This is a genomic window from Streptomyces sp. NPDC030893, assembly GCF_055571535.1.
The window spans coordinates 1-14,003 of sequence record NZ_JBVIFC010000014.1; the positions used below are offsets into that span (position 1 = coordinate 1).

Annotated in this window: 16 protein-coding genes, 1 tRNA gene and 1 pseudogene; 11 read left to right on the forward strand and 7 right to left on the reverse strand. The window is 68.9% G+C overall.

Annotated features, from left to right (window positions below; all coding sequences use genetic code 11):
* The first annotated feature begins 158 nt into the window (after positions 1–158).
* Positions 159–428 (forward strand): type II toxin-antitoxin system Phd/YefM family antitoxin, encoded by a 270-nt coding sequence (locus ACZ434_RS24175; RefSeq protein WP_468459169.1) that lies wholly within the window; start codon positions 159–161, stop codon positions 426–428.
* The gene (locus tag ACZ434_RS24180) at positions 418–885 is read left to right on the forward strand and encodes a PIN domain-containing protein (RefSeq protein WP_468459171.1); all 468 of its coding nucleotides are present in this window, start codon (positions 418–420) and stop codon (positions 883–885) included. The genes ACZ434_RS24175 and ACZ434_RS24180 overlap by 11 nt, the downstream gene beginning before the upstream one ends.
* A gap of 102 nt (positions 886–987) precedes the next feature.
* Here ACZ434_RS24180 and ACZ434_RS24185 read toward each other — a convergent pair whose 3' ends face one another.
* Entirely contained in the window at positions 988–1,770 is a 783-nt protein-coding gene (locus tag ACZ434_RS24185; protein WP_468459173.1) for a GntR family transcriptional regulator, read from the reverse strand.
* 239 nt (positions 1,771–2,009) lie between these two features.
* Here ACZ434_RS24185 and ACZ434_RS24190 point away from each other — a divergent pair, with 239 nt between their 5' ends.
* On the forward strand, positions 2,010–2,459 hold the full coding sequence (locus ACZ434_RS24190) for an ATP-binding protein (protein ID WP_468459175.1): 450 nt from the start codon (positions 2,010–2,012) through the stop codon (positions 2,457–2,459).
* 248 nt (positions 2,460–2,707) lie between these two features.
* Here the strand turns inward: ACZ434_RS24190 and ACZ434_RS24195 are convergent, their stop codons facing one another.
* Complete coding sequence (locus tag ACZ434_RS24195) at positions 2,708–3,049, reverse strand: hypothetical protein (protein WP_359344929.1); 342 nt, start codon at positions 3,047–3,049, stop codon at positions 2,708–2,710.
* Between the two features lie 264 nt (positions 3,050–3,313).
* On the opposite strand from ACZ434_RS24195, the gene ACZ434_RS24200 reads away from it, so the two are divergent.
* Positions 3,314–3,661 carry a hypothetical protein gene (locus ACZ434_RS24200; RefSeq protein ID WP_468459178.1) on the forward strand — a complete coding sequence of 116 codons (348 nt, stop codon included), beginning with the start codon at positions 3,314–3,316 and terminating at the stop codon, positions 3,659–3,661.
* 214 nt (positions 3,662–3,875) lie between these two features.
* Here ACZ434_RS24200 and ACZ434_RS24205 read toward each other — a convergent pair whose 3' ends face one another.
* Positions 3,876–4,190, reverse strand: coding sequence for a TIGR02391 family protein (locus ACZ434_RS24205; RefSeq protein ID WP_468459180.1), 315 nt, complete (start codon positions 4,188–4,190; stop codon positions 3,876–3,878).
* On the opposite strand from ACZ434_RS24205, the pseudogene ACZ434_RS24210 reads away from it, so the two are divergent.
* The 4 genes and pseudogenes from ACZ434_RS24210 to ACZ434_RS24225 form a co-directional block, all read left to right on the forward strand.
* Positions 4,166–5,029 (forward strand): annotated as a pseudogene (locus ACZ434_RS24210) (replication initiator); the annotation flags it as partial. The gene ACZ434_RS24205 and the pseudogene ACZ434_RS24210 overlap by 25 nt on opposite strands.
* Entirely contained in the window at positions 5,022–5,234 is a 213-nt protein-coding gene (locus ACZ434_RS24215; RefSeq protein ID WP_037640101.1) for a helix-turn-helix domain-containing protein, read from the forward strand. The pseudogene ACZ434_RS24210 and the gene ACZ434_RS24215, both read left to right, overlap by 8 nt.
* Entirely contained in the window at positions 5,234–6,367 is a 1,134-nt protein-coding gene (locus tag ACZ434_RS24220) for a tyrosine-type recombinase/integrase (protein ID WP_468459182.1), read from the forward strand. Before ACZ434_RS24215 ends, ACZ434_RS24220 begins: the two co-directional genes overlap by 1 nt.
* A gap of 94 nt (positions 6,368–6,461) precedes the next feature.
* Entirely contained in the window at positions 6,462–6,935 is a 474-nt protein-coding gene (locus tag ACZ434_RS24225) for a YxiG-like protein (protein WP_468459184.1), read from the forward strand.
* Between the two features lie 125 nt (positions 6,936–7,060).
* Here ACZ434_RS24225 and ACZ434_RS24230 read toward each other — a convergent pair.
* The 3 genes from ACZ434_RS24230 to ACZ434_RS24240 form a co-directional block, all read right to left on the reverse strand.
* Positions 7,061–7,133 (reverse strand) — tRNA-Arg (locus ACZ434_RS24230).
* 143 nt (positions 7,134–7,276) lie between these two features.
* Positions 7,277–8,095: an SAM-dependent methyltransferase gene (locus ACZ434_RS24235; RefSeq protein ID WP_468459186.1), complete on the reverse strand. Its 819-nt coding sequence runs from the start codon at positions 8,093–8,095 to the stop codon at positions 7,277–7,279.
* Between the two features lie 88 nt (positions 8,096–8,183).
* Entirely contained in the window at positions 8,184–9,485 is a 1,302-nt protein-coding gene (locus ACZ434_RS24240; RefSeq protein WP_468459188.1) for a M6 family metalloprotease domain-containing protein, read from the reverse strand.
* A 359-nt stretch (positions 9,486–9,844) separates the two neighbouring features.
* Here ACZ434_RS24240 and ACZ434_RS24245 point away from each other — a divergent pair, with 359 nt between their 5' ends.
* Together ACZ434_RS24245 and ACZ434_RS24250 are read left to right on the forward strand one after the other, a co-directional pair.
* Positions 9,845–10,486: a TetR/AcrR family transcriptional regulator gene (locus ACZ434_RS24245; protein WP_468459190.1), complete on the forward strand. Its 642-nt coding sequence runs from the start codon at positions 9,845–9,847 to the stop codon at positions 10,484–10,486.
* 164 nt (positions 10,487–10,650) lie between these two features.
* Positions 10,651–12,222, forward strand: a complete 1,572-nt coding sequence (locus ACZ434_RS24250) for an MFS transporter (RefSeq protein ID WP_468459192.1) — start codon at positions 10,651–10,653, stop codon at positions 12,220–12,222.
* 139 nt (positions 12,223–12,361) lie between these two features.
* Here the strand turns inward: ACZ434_RS24250 and ACZ434_RS24255 are convergent, their stop codons facing one another.
* A complete protein-coding gene (locus ACZ434_RS24255; protein ID WP_468459194.1) occupies positions 12,362–12,877 on the reverse strand; it encodes a MarR family winged helix-turn-helix transcriptional regulator in 516 nt (171 codons plus the stop codon).
* 172 nt (positions 12,878–13,049) lie between these two features.
* On the opposite strand from ACZ434_RS24255, the gene ACZ434_RS24260 reads away from it, so the two are divergent.
* Complete coding sequence (locus tag ACZ434_RS24260; RefSeq protein ID WP_468459537.1) at positions 13,050–13,811, forward strand: dioxygenase family protein; 762 nt, start codon at positions 13,050–13,052, stop codon at positions 13,809–13,811.
* Positions 13,812–14,003: the final 192 nt, after the last annotated feature.

Genomic DNA, 14,003 nt, shown 5'->3' on the forward strand with positions numbered 1-14,003 from the left:
GGGAACGACGCGACGACATCCACGAAGCATTCCTCGGCCTCGCCGTCTGCCTGATCACCCACCGCCACGTCCAGCGACTTTGTTAGGACCTCTTAGCCGCCTGCGACCTCCTCACCGAGAGGTGCTACGTGGTGGCACCCGGCGCTACCGTGGTTGGTATGAGCGTTCAGCCCGAAATCACCCAGCGGGATCTGCGCAACCGGTCCCGAGAGATCATGGACGCCATACAGGCCGGCCAGTCGTTCACCGTCACCCGTGACGGACATCCGATCGGTCAACTCGTCCCGCTGCGCCGGCGCCGTCGCTTCGTCTCCCGCCAGGAGTTCGCCGCGATGTCCAGGACCGCCCCCGATATCGACCTCGACACGTTCCGCGTCGACCAGGACGCGACGGCCGATACCTACCTGGACGATCCCTATGCCCGCTGACCGCTCGACATACGAGCAGGGAATCCTCGACACCGACATCATGATTCTGCGTCGGTGGGTGGCCCCCGGGGAACTGCCCGACGAGATGGCGATCACCGCCGTCACCCTGGCCGAGCTGTCCGCCGGTCCGCACGAGGTCCGTCGCAACGAGGAACAGAGCGACTACGACGAACACGCCGAACGCGCCCGTAGGCTCGACGTTCTGCAACGCGCCGAGAACGAGTTCGACCCCATCCCCTTCGACGCCGAGGCAGCCCGCGTCTACGGCCGGATCTGTGCCGCGGTGATCAGTGCGGGCCGCAAGCCGCGTCGCAGGGTGGCCGACCTGATGATCGCCGCCATCGCCGTGGCCGAGGACCTCCCCCTCTTCACCACCAACCCCGACGACTTCAAGGGGCTGGACGACCTCCTCACCGTCGTACCGGTCACCCGCCCGAAGGTGCCCCACGACAACTGAGGCCAGGGCACACCGCTGTATGCCCCCGGCAGGATCCGAACCTGCGACCCCCACATCAGGAGTCCGATCCGAGGCCGCTCAGCCAGCTGGTCCGGTCGCCGGTCAGTGCCGCTGCTGCGTGGATTTCGGGTTTGCTTCGACGTCGTATTCCAGGACGTAGGAGGCGGCGTCCAGGGTCATTTCGTTGACCTCGACGGGGCGGCCCTGGTCGGTGAACGCGGTGCGGCAGATGAGGATGACCGGGGTGCCCGGGGCCATGCTCAGTTGTGACATCTCGTCCGGCGACGGCATGCGTGAGCGGATCTCCTCGCGGAAGTGCACCGGCTCGTAGCCGAGTTCGGTGAGCCGGGCGTAGGTGCCGCCCGGTCCGGTGTCCTCCTGGGTGATGGCGGACCCGGCCACCAGGGACAGGGGGAGGTAGCTCGTTGCGAGCAGGACCGGCTTGTCGTCCAGGACGAAGCGCCGGCGCCTCACGCACATGACGTCTTCGACAGCCAGGTTCAGGACCGCGCTGATGTGGGCGGGAGCCGTCTCTTCGGACACGGAGACTTGGTCGACCTCGAGCGACCGGTTCTCGATGTCCGCCGACCAGATGGAGCGGCCGTTGCCCCACTGGTCGCGGGCCAGGCGCTGGATGCCGCGTCGGCGGATCGGGCGGAAGGCCCGGACAAATACGCCGGCGCCCTTCCGTGCCTCGGCGATGCCCTCGTCGCGCAGGACGCCGAGTGCCTGTCGGGCTGTCATGCGGGCCACGCCGTGGGTGGCCATGAGGTCGTTCTCTCCCGGAAGCCGATCACCGGGACCGTACTCGCCCGACTGGATCGCCTCGCGCAGGGAGTCTGCGATCCGCTGGTACTTGGGCCGACGGTCGTCGGTAGCAGCCATTCCGGAGTCCTCCTCGCTTCTCTAGACACCTTAGGCCATAGGTCGAGCGTGGGCTTGCCGCGTGTAGTCGTCCGGTCCCTCGTTCCGGCGGACCTCAAGCGTTCTTCTTGACATCTCTAGAGAGGTATCGGGATGGTCTGGATGTCTAGAGAGGTCGCTTGTGGCCTCTGTCTGGGCGAGGGGCGTCTCCGTGCGGTCTGCGGTACTCCCCCTTCCAGCGGCAAGGAGAGAGAGTGCTGATGGCCTTTGTGATCGACCGGCACCCCTGCGAGGGGTCACCGAGACTCGGGGCGATGCTCCTGGAGCCGACGCCGGAGTCCGTCTCTCAGGCGCGGCGCCGGTTCCGGAAACTCATCGCCCCGTACCAGCCGGCCTGTTCGGTCGATGACTGCGTTCTGCTGATCTCGGAACTGGTGACCAACGCGATCCTCTACGGGCGGTCCGACGAGGAGTGGGTCGTGCGGGTCGAGTGGTTCCGGGCGGGGGCATCCTTGCGCGTGGAGGTGCACAACCCGGGGTTTCCCGCGAGCGTGCGCCTCCGGCGGCCGGACGCCGACGACGCCCACGGACGCGGGCTGCTCCTGGTCGACTCCATCGCCGCGTCCTGGCACTCGGGGCCGAGCCGCTTCGGCGGAACGGTTGTCTCCTTCGAGTTGGCCGACGCCTGGCCCTCATGCCGTCCCGCGTGACAAGCGGAGGGCTCGTCCGGGACCACGGCCGTTGATGCCGGAGGAGGATGTCAAAGGCCCCGGACCGTGATCGGTCCGGGGCCTTTGCCCTGTTCACCACTGTGCCCCCGGCAGGATTCGAACCTGCGACACCCGCTTTAGGAGTTCGATCAGGCCCTAGTCCTGCCGCGCACCACCGGGGTCGCACTAGCTGCGCTGGGCTGGGCAGAGGTGCTGGCGTTCGCCACCGCTGATGTCAGGTGTAGATGTCACGCCAGTTGCTTCAGCACCTCTGGGAAGTTGTCGAACATGCCAGGCGGGAACGATGACATGCCCAGCTTCTCCATGCCTGCCACCACGCTCGCTAGGGACACTACCTGCCCAAGCGGGCTGTCCTTCTTGATGACGAACACGAACTCATTCTCTGACGGTGGAAGCGTCGCGGGCAGCGTCATCAGCCCCTGTGCGGCAAGCTCCTTGCTGATCTGTTCGCGCAGCGCCGCGCTGAGCCGCTCTCTCTCCGGCGCCGCGTACTTCTTGATGAAGCGCATAGAGAGGCGCTTGATGCCGTGGTCCACCTCTACCGCGTGTGCAATCACAGTGAAGTCCATAAAACATTAGATAACAGAGCAATTAACTGAGTTGTCAAGCGGGTTGCGCTCGCGACCTCTTCGTCCCGAAGCAACTTGGGCAGGGACGCGGCCTTGGGCTGGTGTGATCCTTACCTGGGCTGATGGTCCGCCAGCGTTCGCGGTTGTGCGCTGGTCTTCGTGGGCGTTGTCACGCAGTTAGACACTCATTCGGCGTAAGAGCCAGGCTCATGCACAACGTCCTACGGCTTCCCTGTCACTGGGTGCGCATCGCATAGTGCAGGAGTGAAACTGGCGATCACCATCCTGACTGTAGCCAGCGGCGTACTGCCGGCGCTTGGCGTCTGGCTACTCTGGCGGCGAGTGGACAGCCGACGAGATCACCTCAGGCGGAAGCTCCGTAGGTACGAACAGATCATGGGAGACGCTGGGCTGTCAGATGAGGAACGTAGGAGCAGGCTGGAACGAGAAGTACCCAGCGAGAGCACCTGGGGTGACCTTGTCCACGTTCGAGAGCGCATCGAACTCGTAAGCCTCGAACAAGCACCAGAGATCACAGCTCCCGCCGTGCTTGCTTCCGTCGGCCTGCTATGTGCAACCGTCGCGGGCCTGCTGTCTACATGGTTCGACTGACACTCCTGACGATCGAACAGCACCGCGTAGCGTGTGGCACACCCGAACACGACGAAGGGCCAGACTGAGAGGTAACCCTTCTGAGTTCACCCCGAGCTCGTGCCCCTAGCAGGCGTTGAACTTGTGACACCCGCTTGAGCCGGTTCGCGCAGCCTCACGGGCCCTCTAGGCGACCGGGCCCCACGACCGCAGCCAGCCCAAAGGCAGCACGCGATCAAGGATTCGATGAGGCGGCGATACGCTGCTCGTCCTCGATGTCGAGGCGTCGCATCAGGAAACTGGCGAAGACCAGCATTTCGTCGGCCTCGTCGCGAGCGTCCTTCTCGTCCGGGCCGTGCATGCGAGGGTTACGCAATGCGCCCATCGCGCCCTTGAACAGAAACTGCATGCCGTTCTGCTCGCTCTCCAGCGAGCCTCCCGTGGACCGGGTCGCCGTGATCTTTGGGGGATGCGGCTTGTTGCCGAAGGCGAAGCCCATCAGCCTCTCACCGACCTCGGTGGTGCCGGCCAGGTTCTCTGTGGAACGCACACGCCGGGGCACTGTGGAGCCGCTTCACCACCTACCTGCGCCAGCACCTCGCCTCCCGTGCGGGCATCAACCGCTCGGAACTGCGCCACTGCCTCAAGGTCTCCTATGCCAAGGTCGCCGAGTACCAGCGGCGCGGTGCCGTCCACTTCCATGCCGTCATCCGCCTCGACGGGCCGGACGGCGCCGAGGACGCCCCGCCAGCCTGGGCCACGACCGAACTACTCACCGACGCGATCCGCTCGGCGGCCCGAGAGGCCGAAGCCCCTGGCCCCGTCCTCGACGGCCGTGCGTACGCCTTCCACTTCGGCGAACAGCTCGACATCCGCCCCATCCGCTCGGCCGACTTCGCGGGCACCTCAGAACTCTCCAGCCGCGCCGTGGCCGCCTACATCGCCAAGTACGCCACCAAGGGAGCCGAGACCGCGGGCACCCTCGACCGCCCCATCCGTAACCCGATCACGGATCTGATCGGCTCCGGCGTCACCGACCACGCCCGGCGCATGATCCTGACCTGCTGGCACCTCGGCGTCCTGCCCGAACTCGAAGACCTGCGCCTGCGCAAGTGGGCCCACATGCTCGGCTTCCGCGGCCACTTCTCCACCAAGTCCCGCGCCTACTCCGTCACCCTCGGCGCCCTCCGCCAGGAACGCGCCGACCACAACGAAGCCCTGTCCCGCGAACGCGCGGCCGAGGCCGGTCACCCGCTGCCCGACCCGGACACCGTGCTCGTCCTCTCGCACTGGGTCTTCGCCGGCACCGGCCTGACAGCCGCGGAGACCTGGCTTGCCACCTCCCGCAATTCCGCCACTTCACCGGAAGGAGAACCCACCCATGGCTGACCGCTACCTGACCGTGGCGCAGGTGGCCGAACTCCTCGGCACCACGGAACGCTTCCCGCGCCGCCTGATCGCCGAGCGACGCATCGTGTTCGTCAAGGTCGGCCGACACGTCCGCATCCCGGAGAGCGCGCTGAACGCCTTCATCGACGCCAACACGGTGCAGCCGATCGGTGACCGGCGCAGCTCTCTGCGGAGGGCTGCCTGATGGCGAACAAGAAGGGGAGACGCCGGGACTTCGGTTCGGTCCGGCAGCTTCCGTCCGGCCGCTGGCACGTCCGCTACCGGGACCCGGAGACGGGACAACTACGCCCGGCGGAGAAGACGTACGCGACCAAGGCCGACGTTCAAGTGGCCCTGACACACATCGAGTCGGACATCGCGCGTGGGCAGTGGTCGGACCCGGACGCCGGGGCGGTGAACTTCACCGAGTACGCCACCGCGTGGCTGCGGGACCGCAAGCTCGCCGACCGCACCCGCGAGCGGAACGAGTCGGTGATGCGGTTGCACATCCTGCCCACCTTCGGGGCCGGGAGCGTGGCCGACGTGACCACGGCCCGAGTACGCGGTTGGCGCGGCAGGCTCCTCGCGGCCGGCGTCGGTGAGCCGACGGTGGTCAAGGCGTACCAACTGCTGCGTGCCCTGATGAACACGGCCGTGGACGACGAGCTGATCCGGCGCAACCCGTGCCGCATCAAGGGCACGGACCGCTACGACGTGCCTGAGCGGCCGGTCCTCACGGTGGCGGAGGTCTTCGCCGTCGCCGACTCCATCGCGCCGCGCTACCGGCTGCTCGTGCTCCTGGCGGCCTTCACCACCCCCCGGTTCGGGGAGCTGGCGGCCCTGCGGCGCCGGGATGTCGACCTAGAGGCGCTGACCGTCACCGTGCGCCGTGCTCAGGCCGAGCTGCAGGACGGCCGGCTCTTCGACAAGGCGCCGAAGTCCGCGGCCGGGGTGCGCTCCGTCTCCTTCCCGGCCGAGCTGCTCGACGCGGTCACGCACCACCTGGAGCACTTCGCCGCTCCCGGCTGTGACGGGCACGTCTTCCTCGGGCCGCAGGGCGGGCAACTGGGGCGCAGCAACTTCCGCGACGACTGGGTCAAGGTCCGGAAGACTGCAGGCGTCACGGCCGAGCTGCATTTCCACGATCTGCGGCACACGGGCAACACGCTGGCCTCGACGGCCGGCGCCAGCACGCGGGAGCTGATGACACGGATGGGGCCCAGCAGCTCCCGGGCCGCACTGATTTACCAGCACATGACCAGCGACCGGGACCGGGCCATCGCCGACCGGCTCGGGGCCATGATCCGCGAAGGTGGGGGAGAGGAAGCTCCCGGTTAAGACCTGTCCGAGTGGTCCCTGTGGAGTCCTCAGCCCCTGGCACCGGTAGATATCCGGCTGTCAGGGGCTGATCGCGTGGGATAGAAACGGTCGCATGGACGCCGCAGTGCTTGAACAGATGTTGGACGAGACCTTCGATCACGCCGTCGTCCACCACGGATACACCAGCTACATGCGCGACTACGAGGTCATCGTCCACGTGACGGCGGATCCCCGCACCGACGTCGAGCCGGCGTATCTGCGGTACCTCTTCCGATACTGCGTCGAGGCCCGGTGTGAATCGTCCGTGTTGCCGGAGACCTGGCGTGTCTCTATGGACGACCGCCTCATCGATCATGAGACCGGCGTCGACCTCGACGGATACGTCTGGGGTGTGAAGTGGCACTGCTTGTACCCAGGTGCGAAGGTCCTGCCGCCGTCGGAAGCGACCCGCCGTTGGGCGCAAGTCGTTGGGGTCGACTTCCATGAGGTTCGCATCGAGACCAACGCGCACCGTCTCACGCTGCTCTTCTCGGACTTGCAGGTCAGCGAGGTGCCGGATGGGTACGCCCCTTTCGTCACGGAGTAGCGGGCATTCTTTCCTTCCGCTCCGACGAGCTGCCGAACGGGCGTAGTGGCACGCGTGTGGCACGGCCTCGAACACGACGAAGGGCCAGCCTGGGAGGAAACCCTCCTGAGCTGGCCCTTTAGCTGTGCCCCCGGCAGGATTCGAACCTGCGACACCCGCTTTAGGAGAGCGGTGCTCTATCCCCTGAGCTACGAAGGCGGGGCCTGATCGGAACCGTGTGGGCAGGTTCGGTGGTCAAGCCCTGAGTGTCCTGGTCGGTCGCTGCGGTGTGGGCCGCGGCGCCTGCCGGGGCGCTCGATCCACAGGGTACCGGATGGGCGGTCGGGCGGGTGGTCGGAAGGTCAGGGCTTGCGGGCCACGCCGCCGAACATGGCGACCTCGGCGGGCGGCTCGGTGGGGGTGTCGTCCGGGCGCCAGTGGTTGCAGGAGAGCACGCCGGGGTCGAGGAGCTCCAGGCCGTCGAAGAAGCGGGCGACGGCTTCCGGGGTGCGCTGGGTGAGTTTCGGGGTGCCGTTCTCGTTCCAGAAGGCCACCGCCGCGTCGACGTCCGGCATGTCGGGGCGGGTGATGGTGTGGGAGAGGACGAGGTGGCTGCCGGAGGGCAGGGCGTCCATCAGGCGGCGGACGGTGCCGTACGCCTCTTCGTCGTCCTCGACGAAGATGACGACGCCGAGCAGGATGAGCGCCACCGGCTCGGTGAAGTCGAGGGTGTGGGCGGCCTGTTCGAGGATCGTGTCGATGTTGCGCAGGTCCTCGTCGAGGTAGGTCGTGCGGCCCTCCGGTGCGCTGGTGAGCAGAGCCTCGGCGTGGGCCAGCACGATGGGGTCGTTGTCGACGTAGACGATGCGGGACTCGGGGGCGATGCGCTGGGCGACCTCGTGCGTGTTGTCGGCCGTGGGCAGGCCGGTGCCGATGTCGAGGAACTGCCGTATCCCGCACTCGCCGGCGAGGTGGCGGACGGCGCGGCCGAGGAACTGCCGGTCGGCGAGGGCGTAGGCGCCGATGCCGGGGTGCAGCTTGCGGATCTGGTCGCCGGCCGCCTGGTCGACTTCGTAGTTGTCCTTGCCGCCCAGCCAGTAGTTCCAGATGCGGGCCGTGTGCGGCTGATCGGTCCTGATGCGCTTGCGGGCCTCGATCGATGCCGCGGGTATCTCCGTCACAGGGCGTCCTCCAGGGCAGCTGGGTGAAGCAGGGTAAGTAGCAACCTAGCGCCGGGAGTTGTGGGGAGTGGCAGCTTTCGGGACGGGGTCAGGGGGCGGCGGCGGGTGATGTGCGGGTCACCCGTACCCGGTACTGCTCCTCCTCCGCCGCCAGCACCGCTACCCGTACGCCCTCCTCACGGTCGACGAAGCTCTCGCCGGGGACGAAGGTCGCGTCGGAGAGTTCCGCGTGGACGTTGGGGGCGCGGGTGCAGCCGCCGCTGTCACGGCGGGAGTCGTAGACGGTGACCGGGCCCATGCCGGTGTCCACGTTCGCGTCGACGCGGTAGACGAGGATGCCGGGGCGGCACACCGCCTCGTCGTTGCCGGCGCGGGTGCGCAGTTCGACGGCGTAGCCGGAGTGGGCGTCCACGGGGATGAAGACGAGTTTCGGGCCGCCCGCGTGGGCGAGGGGGGTGAGGACGTACTCGCGTGCGCCCCGGTTCGCCGCGCAGCCGACCTGGGAGGCGTCCAGCCAGCCCAGTTTCCACTTGTGCCAGGCGAGGAAGTCGTTGTTGGCGCCCCAGTCCTCGCTCATGATGTCCCAGTGGCCCACCGCTCCGCCGCCCTCGGCGGTGTAGAGGTCGGGCAGGCCGAAGACGTGGCCGTTCTCGTGCGGCAGGACGCGGTAGCCGGTGCGCTCGTAGGAGCCGGAGCCGTCGTCCTGGCGGGAGTAGACGAACGACGCGTTGGAGACGGGCACGCCGTCGGCGGTGGGGGCCTTCTTGTTGCCGGCGAAGGTGACGGACAGGACCGTGTCGAGGGCGGCCGGGCCCGCGTTCGGGGTCACCAGTACGTTCAGCAGGTCGTACGCCTGGAAGTCCACCTCGGGATCCGCCTCGGCCACGATGTCGCGGACCAGTTCGCGGTAGCCGGGGTCGAAGGGGGCGCCGCGCTCTATGCCGTACTCGCGGAAGGACTTCGGCATGCGCAGCCAGTCGGGGACCGGGATCTCGGGGCGGTAGTCGAGGCGGCCGTAGGAGCTGGTGGCGAACCACTCCCGGGTCTGGGGGAAGAACTCGCGGTAGCGGTCGAGGGCGTCGCCCTCGCCGGGCGCGTCGGAGAAGTCGACCATCAGGGTGAGGGCGCGGACCGTGCCGGTGGAGCGGGTGTAGCCGGGGGGTGTGGGGATGCCCTCGGACATCTGCACCTCGCGGTCGCTGCCGATCATGCAGGGGCCGTGCGCGGAGGTGCGGGAGAGGGAGCTGGGCCCGGCGCCGGGGGCGAGGGCACCGGGGGAGAGCCGGCCGTTGCCGGCGGAGGTGCACAGGGCGAGGGTCAGGGCGGACACCGATGCGAGGGCGGCCAGGCGGCGCGGGGATATCCGGCGTCGGCTCGGCTGCGGCTGCATGCGGGGACCTCCGCTCCACACGGCAGCCGCCGGTCTCCGACTGCACCCTCCCGATCACCCTGCGTCGACGGCCGGGAGGACGCTCGCTGGGAGGGCCGATCGTGCGGTGTCCCTCGCCGGGGAGCGTGCGGTGTCCCTCGCCGGGGAGTGGGGGCCGTCTCGGCGGGGAGTGGGGAGCGTCTCGGCGGGGGTGGGGCATCCTGCCCCGTCGTGCGTGAGCTGAGTCACGGGAATTTTTCCCGGCCCCGGGAAATAAGCGGGGACCTCCTCCCCGTTTAGACCTGTGTCCGCCCGAAGCGGGGATTCACTCCCCGGATTCGGCCGACCAGCTGAGCCGGCCACCGAGCAAGGAGTGCACCGTGCAGACCGCGACCCCCCTCACGCGCAAGGCGCCCCGGCCCCGCGCCGACGCCCTGCGCAACCGGGAGCGGATCGTCACCGCCGCCCGGGAGATGTTCGTCGAGTTCGGGCCGGACGTGCCGCTCGACGAGGTCGCCCGCCGGGCGGGCGTCGGCAATGCCACGGTGTACCGCAACTTCCCCGACCGCGACGCGCTGGTGCGCGAGGTCGTCTGTTCCGTGATGGACCGTACGGTGCGGGCGGCCGAGCAGGCGCTGAGCGAGACCGGGGACGCCTTCGAGGCGCTGGAGCGCTTCGCGCACGCGGCCGCCGACGAGCGGATCAGCGCGCTGTGCCCGATGGTCTCCAGCACCTTCGACCAGAACCACCCCGACCTGGAGGAAGCACGCCGGCGGGTCGATGAGCTCGTCGCACAGCTCATGGACCGTGCCAAGGCGGCCGGCCGGCTCCGTGCCGACGTGGAGCACGGTGACTTGCTGGTGGGTGTCGCCCAGCTGAGCCGGCCCCCGGCCGGCACCGGCTGCATGAGCGCCGACCGCTTCGTCCACCGCCATCTGCAGCTGTTCCTGGACGGGATGCGGGCTCCGGCCCCGGCCGTTCTGCCGGGTTCGGCCGTGACCGTGGAGGATCTGCGCCGCTGAGCGAGTCGCCCTGACACCACCCCATCCGCGCCGCCCGTCCTGACCACGGGCCGGCCGCGACAGCAACGGCCGGCCGTCCAGGGGGACGCGCCGTGCCGTGAAGACATCCGATTTTTCATCAGACGTCGTTGATTTCCCTTACAAGTACTGAAGTGGGTACCCCCATGTCTGAAACAGGCTCTGAAACAGGCTCCGAAACAGGCTTGAGGGCCGTGAAAGCGGCTCCGAGCGGCCCGGACGCCAACCGCTGGAAGGCGCTCGTCTTCATCGCGCTCGCCCAGCTGATGGTCGTACTGGACGCGACCATCGTGAACATCGCCCTGCCCTCCGCCCAGCAGGACCTGGGCATCTCGGACGGCAACCGCCAGTGGGTGGTCACCGCCTATGCCCTCGCCTTCGGCGGGCTGCTGCTGTTCGGCGGCCGGATAGCCGACCTGTGGGGGCGCAAGCGGGCCTTCGTGCTCGGTCTGGGCGGCTTCGCGCTGGCCTCCGCGCTCGGTGGCGCGGCCACCAACGAGGCCATGATGTTCGGCGCACGTGCGCTGCAGGGTGTGTTCGGCGCGCTGCTGGCGCCCGCCGCGCTCTCCCTGCTCGCGGTGATGTTCACCGACGGCAAGGAGCGGGCCAAGGCGTTCGGCATCTACGGCGCGATCGCCGGTGGCGGTGGTGCCGTGGGTCTGATCCTCGGCGGTTTCCTCACCGAGTACCTGGACTGGCGCTGGACGTTCTTCGTGAACATCCCGTTCGCCGTCGTCGCCGCGGCCGGCGCGTACTTCGTCATCCGTGAGCCCGCCGGCGGCCGCAACCGCTCGCCGCTCGACATCCCGGGTGTGCTGCTGTCCACGGTGGGTCTGGTCGCGCTGGTCTACGGCTTCACCCGCGCGGAGTCCGACGGCTGGAGCGACTCGGTGACGGTCGGCATGTTCGTCGCCTCCGCCGTGCTGCTCGCCGCCTTCGTGGCCGTCGAGGCGAAGGTCAAGGCGCCGCTGCTGCCGCTGCGGGTGATCACCGAGCGCAACCGCGGCGGGGTCTACCTCTCGCTGGGTCTGGCGATCATCGCCATGTTCGGGCTGTTCCTGTTCCTCACGTACTACCTCCAGGTCGTGAAGGGGTACTCGCCCGTCAGGACCGGGTTCGCCTTCCTGCCGATGATCGCGGGCATGATCGTGGGGTCGACGCAGATCGGCACGCGGCTGATGACCCGGGTCGCGCCCCGGCTGCTGATGGGCCCCGGCTTCCTGGTCGCCGCCCTCGGCATGCTCGTCCTGACCCGGCTGGAGATCGACACCTCCTACGCGGGTGTCCTGCTGCCCGGCATGCTGCTGCTCGGTCTCGGTATGGGTACGGCGTTCATGCCGGCCATGTCGCTGGCCACCCTGGGCGTGGAGCCGCGTGACTCCGGTGTCGCCTCCGCGATGGTCAACACCTCGCAGCAGGTGGGCGGCGCGATCGGTACGGCCCTGCTGAACACGATCGCCGCCTCGGCCACCACGTCGTACGTCGCCGATCACATCGGCGGTGCCGCCAGCCGGTCCCAGCAGCAGCTGGTCCAGCTCCAGGGGCAGGTGCAGGGCTACACCAGCGCGATCTGGTTCGCGGTCGGGATCCTGGTGGCGGCCGCGGCCATCGCCGTGACCCTGATCAACGCGGGCCGTCCGGGCGGCACGGCGGCGGTCGCCGGGTCCTCCGACGAGGCCGTCGGGGACGAGCGGGCGGTGCCGGTGGCCATGCACTGACGGTCCCGTCCCTCCCCCGCCGCACTCGTACGGAATCACTCCGCGGGGAGGGACCCCCGGGACCCCGTACCACCCGTACGGAAGAGGAGGGGACGCCTCTTCCGTGCGGCTCCCCGGACCTGCCCCGGCTTCCGCCTCGTCAGCGGAGCCAGGGCAGGTCCGCACCCGCTTCGCTCGGCTGGAGTCCCTCGGCGACGATCCGCATGATCTCGCCGAGGGACTTCTGCTGTTCCGGGGTGAGCCGGTCGAACACGGCCTGCCGTACGGCGTCGACATGGCCGGGCGCGTGCCGGGTCAGTACCTCCAGGCCCTCGTCGGTCAGCACGGCGAACTGGCCCCGCTTGTCGGAGGGGCAGTCCTCACGGCGTACCCATCCGCTCTTCTCCAGCCGGGCGACGGCGTGCGAGAGGCGGGAGCGGGTGATCTTCGCGGACATCGCCAGTTCCGTCATCCGCAGGCGCCGGTGCGGGGCCTCGGCGAGCTTGACCAGCAGGCCGTAGTACACGTGCGGCATGCCCGCGTCACGCTGGAGCTGACGGTCGAGGTGGTCCTCCAGGAGTGTGGTGGCGTCGATGTACGCGCGCCAGACGCGCTGTTCCCCGTCGGTGAGCCAGCGCGGTTCTCCGGCGTCTGCGGATGTGGTTGCCGTGTTCATGTACTCCACTGTACGGCGAACCTCCTTGAATGTTAAACAAAATCGGCGTACAGTCGGCAGTGGAAGTTGAGGATTCAAGTACACGAGTAACCGAGCAATCCAGCCGTCCCGCCCGCCCCAGGGGCAGCCGCCGAAGGGAGTCGCCGTCATGACCGCCGCCACTCAGGAACGTATGCCCGCGATCTACCTCAGCCACGGCGCCCCGCCCCTGGCCGACGACCCCGTCTGGCCCGGCGAGCTGGCCGCCTGGTCCGCCGGACTGCCCCGGCCCAAGGCGGTCCTCGTCGTCTCCGCCCACTGGGAGGAGGCCCCGCTCGCCCTCGGCGCCACCGAGACGGTTCCCCTCGTCTACGACTTCTGGGGCTTCCCCGCGCACTACTACCAGGTCACCTACGGCGCCCCCGGTGCCCCCGCCCTCGCCGACTCCGTGCGCAAGCTGCTCCGCGCCCCCGGCATGCCCGTGCAGGACGTCCCCGACCGGGGCCTGGACCACGGCGCGTACGTCCCGCTCGTCGAGATGTACCCCGGGGCCGACATCCCGGTGCTCCAGGTGTCCATGCCGACCCTGGACCCGGTGAGGCTCATGGAGATCGGGCGCCGGCTCGCACCCCTGCGCGACGAGGGCGTGCTGATCATCGGCTCCGGGTTCTTCACCCACAACCTGGCGGCGCTGCGCCAGGGCGGCATCCCCGCCTGGTCGACGGAGTTCGACGCCTGGGGCAGGGAGGCGCTGCACGCGCGGGACGTGGACGCGCTGCTGGACTTCACCCGCAAGTCCCCGGCGGGCCTGCTCGCCCACCCGCGCACCGAGCACTTCGCCCCGCTCTTCGTCACGATGGGTGCGGCGGACGCCGCCGGTGAGCTCGGGGAACAGAAGTCCGTGATCGACGGGTTCTGGATGGGACTGTCGAAGCGCTCGGTGCAGTTCGGCTGAGACGGGGGAGCGGCCACCGGCCGGAGCCCCTGGCAACCATCGGGCGGCGCGGGCCGTCTACAGGGTGGGAGAGCCGCCAAGGACGTCGCCCTTCCGGGTGAAAAGCGACCTGCCGCGTGTGATCGCCGTCTCACCTGCCGCGTGGTCGTGCGGGTCGGCGAAGGCCTTCCGGCCGTCCGGCCCACCCGGCTG

What these genes read in the sequence shown, in the direction of transcription:
- ACZ434_RS24175 (WP_468459169.1), top strand. Translation starts at nt 159, where the DNA reads ATGAGCGTTCAGCCCGAAATCACCCAGCGGGATCTGCGCAACCGGTCC.
- ACZ434_RS24180 (WP_468459171.1), top strand. Translation starts at nt 418, where the DNA reads ATGCCCGCTGACCGCTCGACATACGAGCAGGGAATCCTCGACACCGAC.
- ACZ434_RS24185 (WP_468459173.1), bottom strand. Translation starts at nt 1,770, where the DNA reads ATGGCTGCTACCGACGACCGTCGGCCCAAGTACCAGCGGATCGCAGAC.
- ACZ434_RS24190 (WP_468459175.1), top strand. Translation starts at nt 2,010, where the DNA reads ATGGCCTTTGTGATCGACCGGCACCCCTGCGAGGGGTCACCGAGACTC.
- ACZ434_RS24195 (WP_359344929.1), bottom strand. Translation starts at nt 3,049, where the DNA reads ATGGACTTCACTGTGATTGCACACGCGGTAGAGGTGGACCACGGCATC.
- ACZ434_RS24215 (WP_037640101.1), top strand. Translation starts at nt 5,022, where the DNA reads ATGGCTGACCGCTACCTGACCGTGGCGCAGGTGGCCGAACTCCTCGGC.
- ACZ434_RS24220 (WP_468459182.1), top strand. Translation starts at nt 5,234, where the DNA reads ATGGCGAACAAGAAGGGGAGACGCCGGGACTTCGGTTCGGTCCGGCAG.
- ACZ434_RS24225 (WP_468459184.1), top strand. Translation starts at nt 6,462, where the DNA reads ATGGACGCCGCAGTGCTTGAACAGATGTTGGACGAGACCTTCGATCAC.
- ACZ434_RS24240 (WP_468459188.1), bottom strand. Translation starts at nt 9,485, where the DNA reads ATGCAGCCGCAGCCGAGCCGACGCCGGATATCCCCGCGCCGCCTGGCC.
- ACZ434_RS24250 (WP_468459192.1), top strand. Translation starts at nt 10,651, where the DNA reads ATGTCTGAAACAGGCTCTGAAACAGGCTCCGAAACAGGCTTGAGGGCC.
- ACZ434_RS24255 (WP_468459194.1), bottom strand. Translation starts at nt 12,877, where the DNA reads ATGAACACGGCAACCACATCCGCAGACGCCGGAGAACCGCGCTGGCTC.
- ACZ434_RS24260 (WP_468459537.1), top strand. Translation starts at nt 13,050, where the DNA reads ATGCCCGCGATCTACCTCAGCCACGGCGCCCCGCCCCTGGCCGACGAC.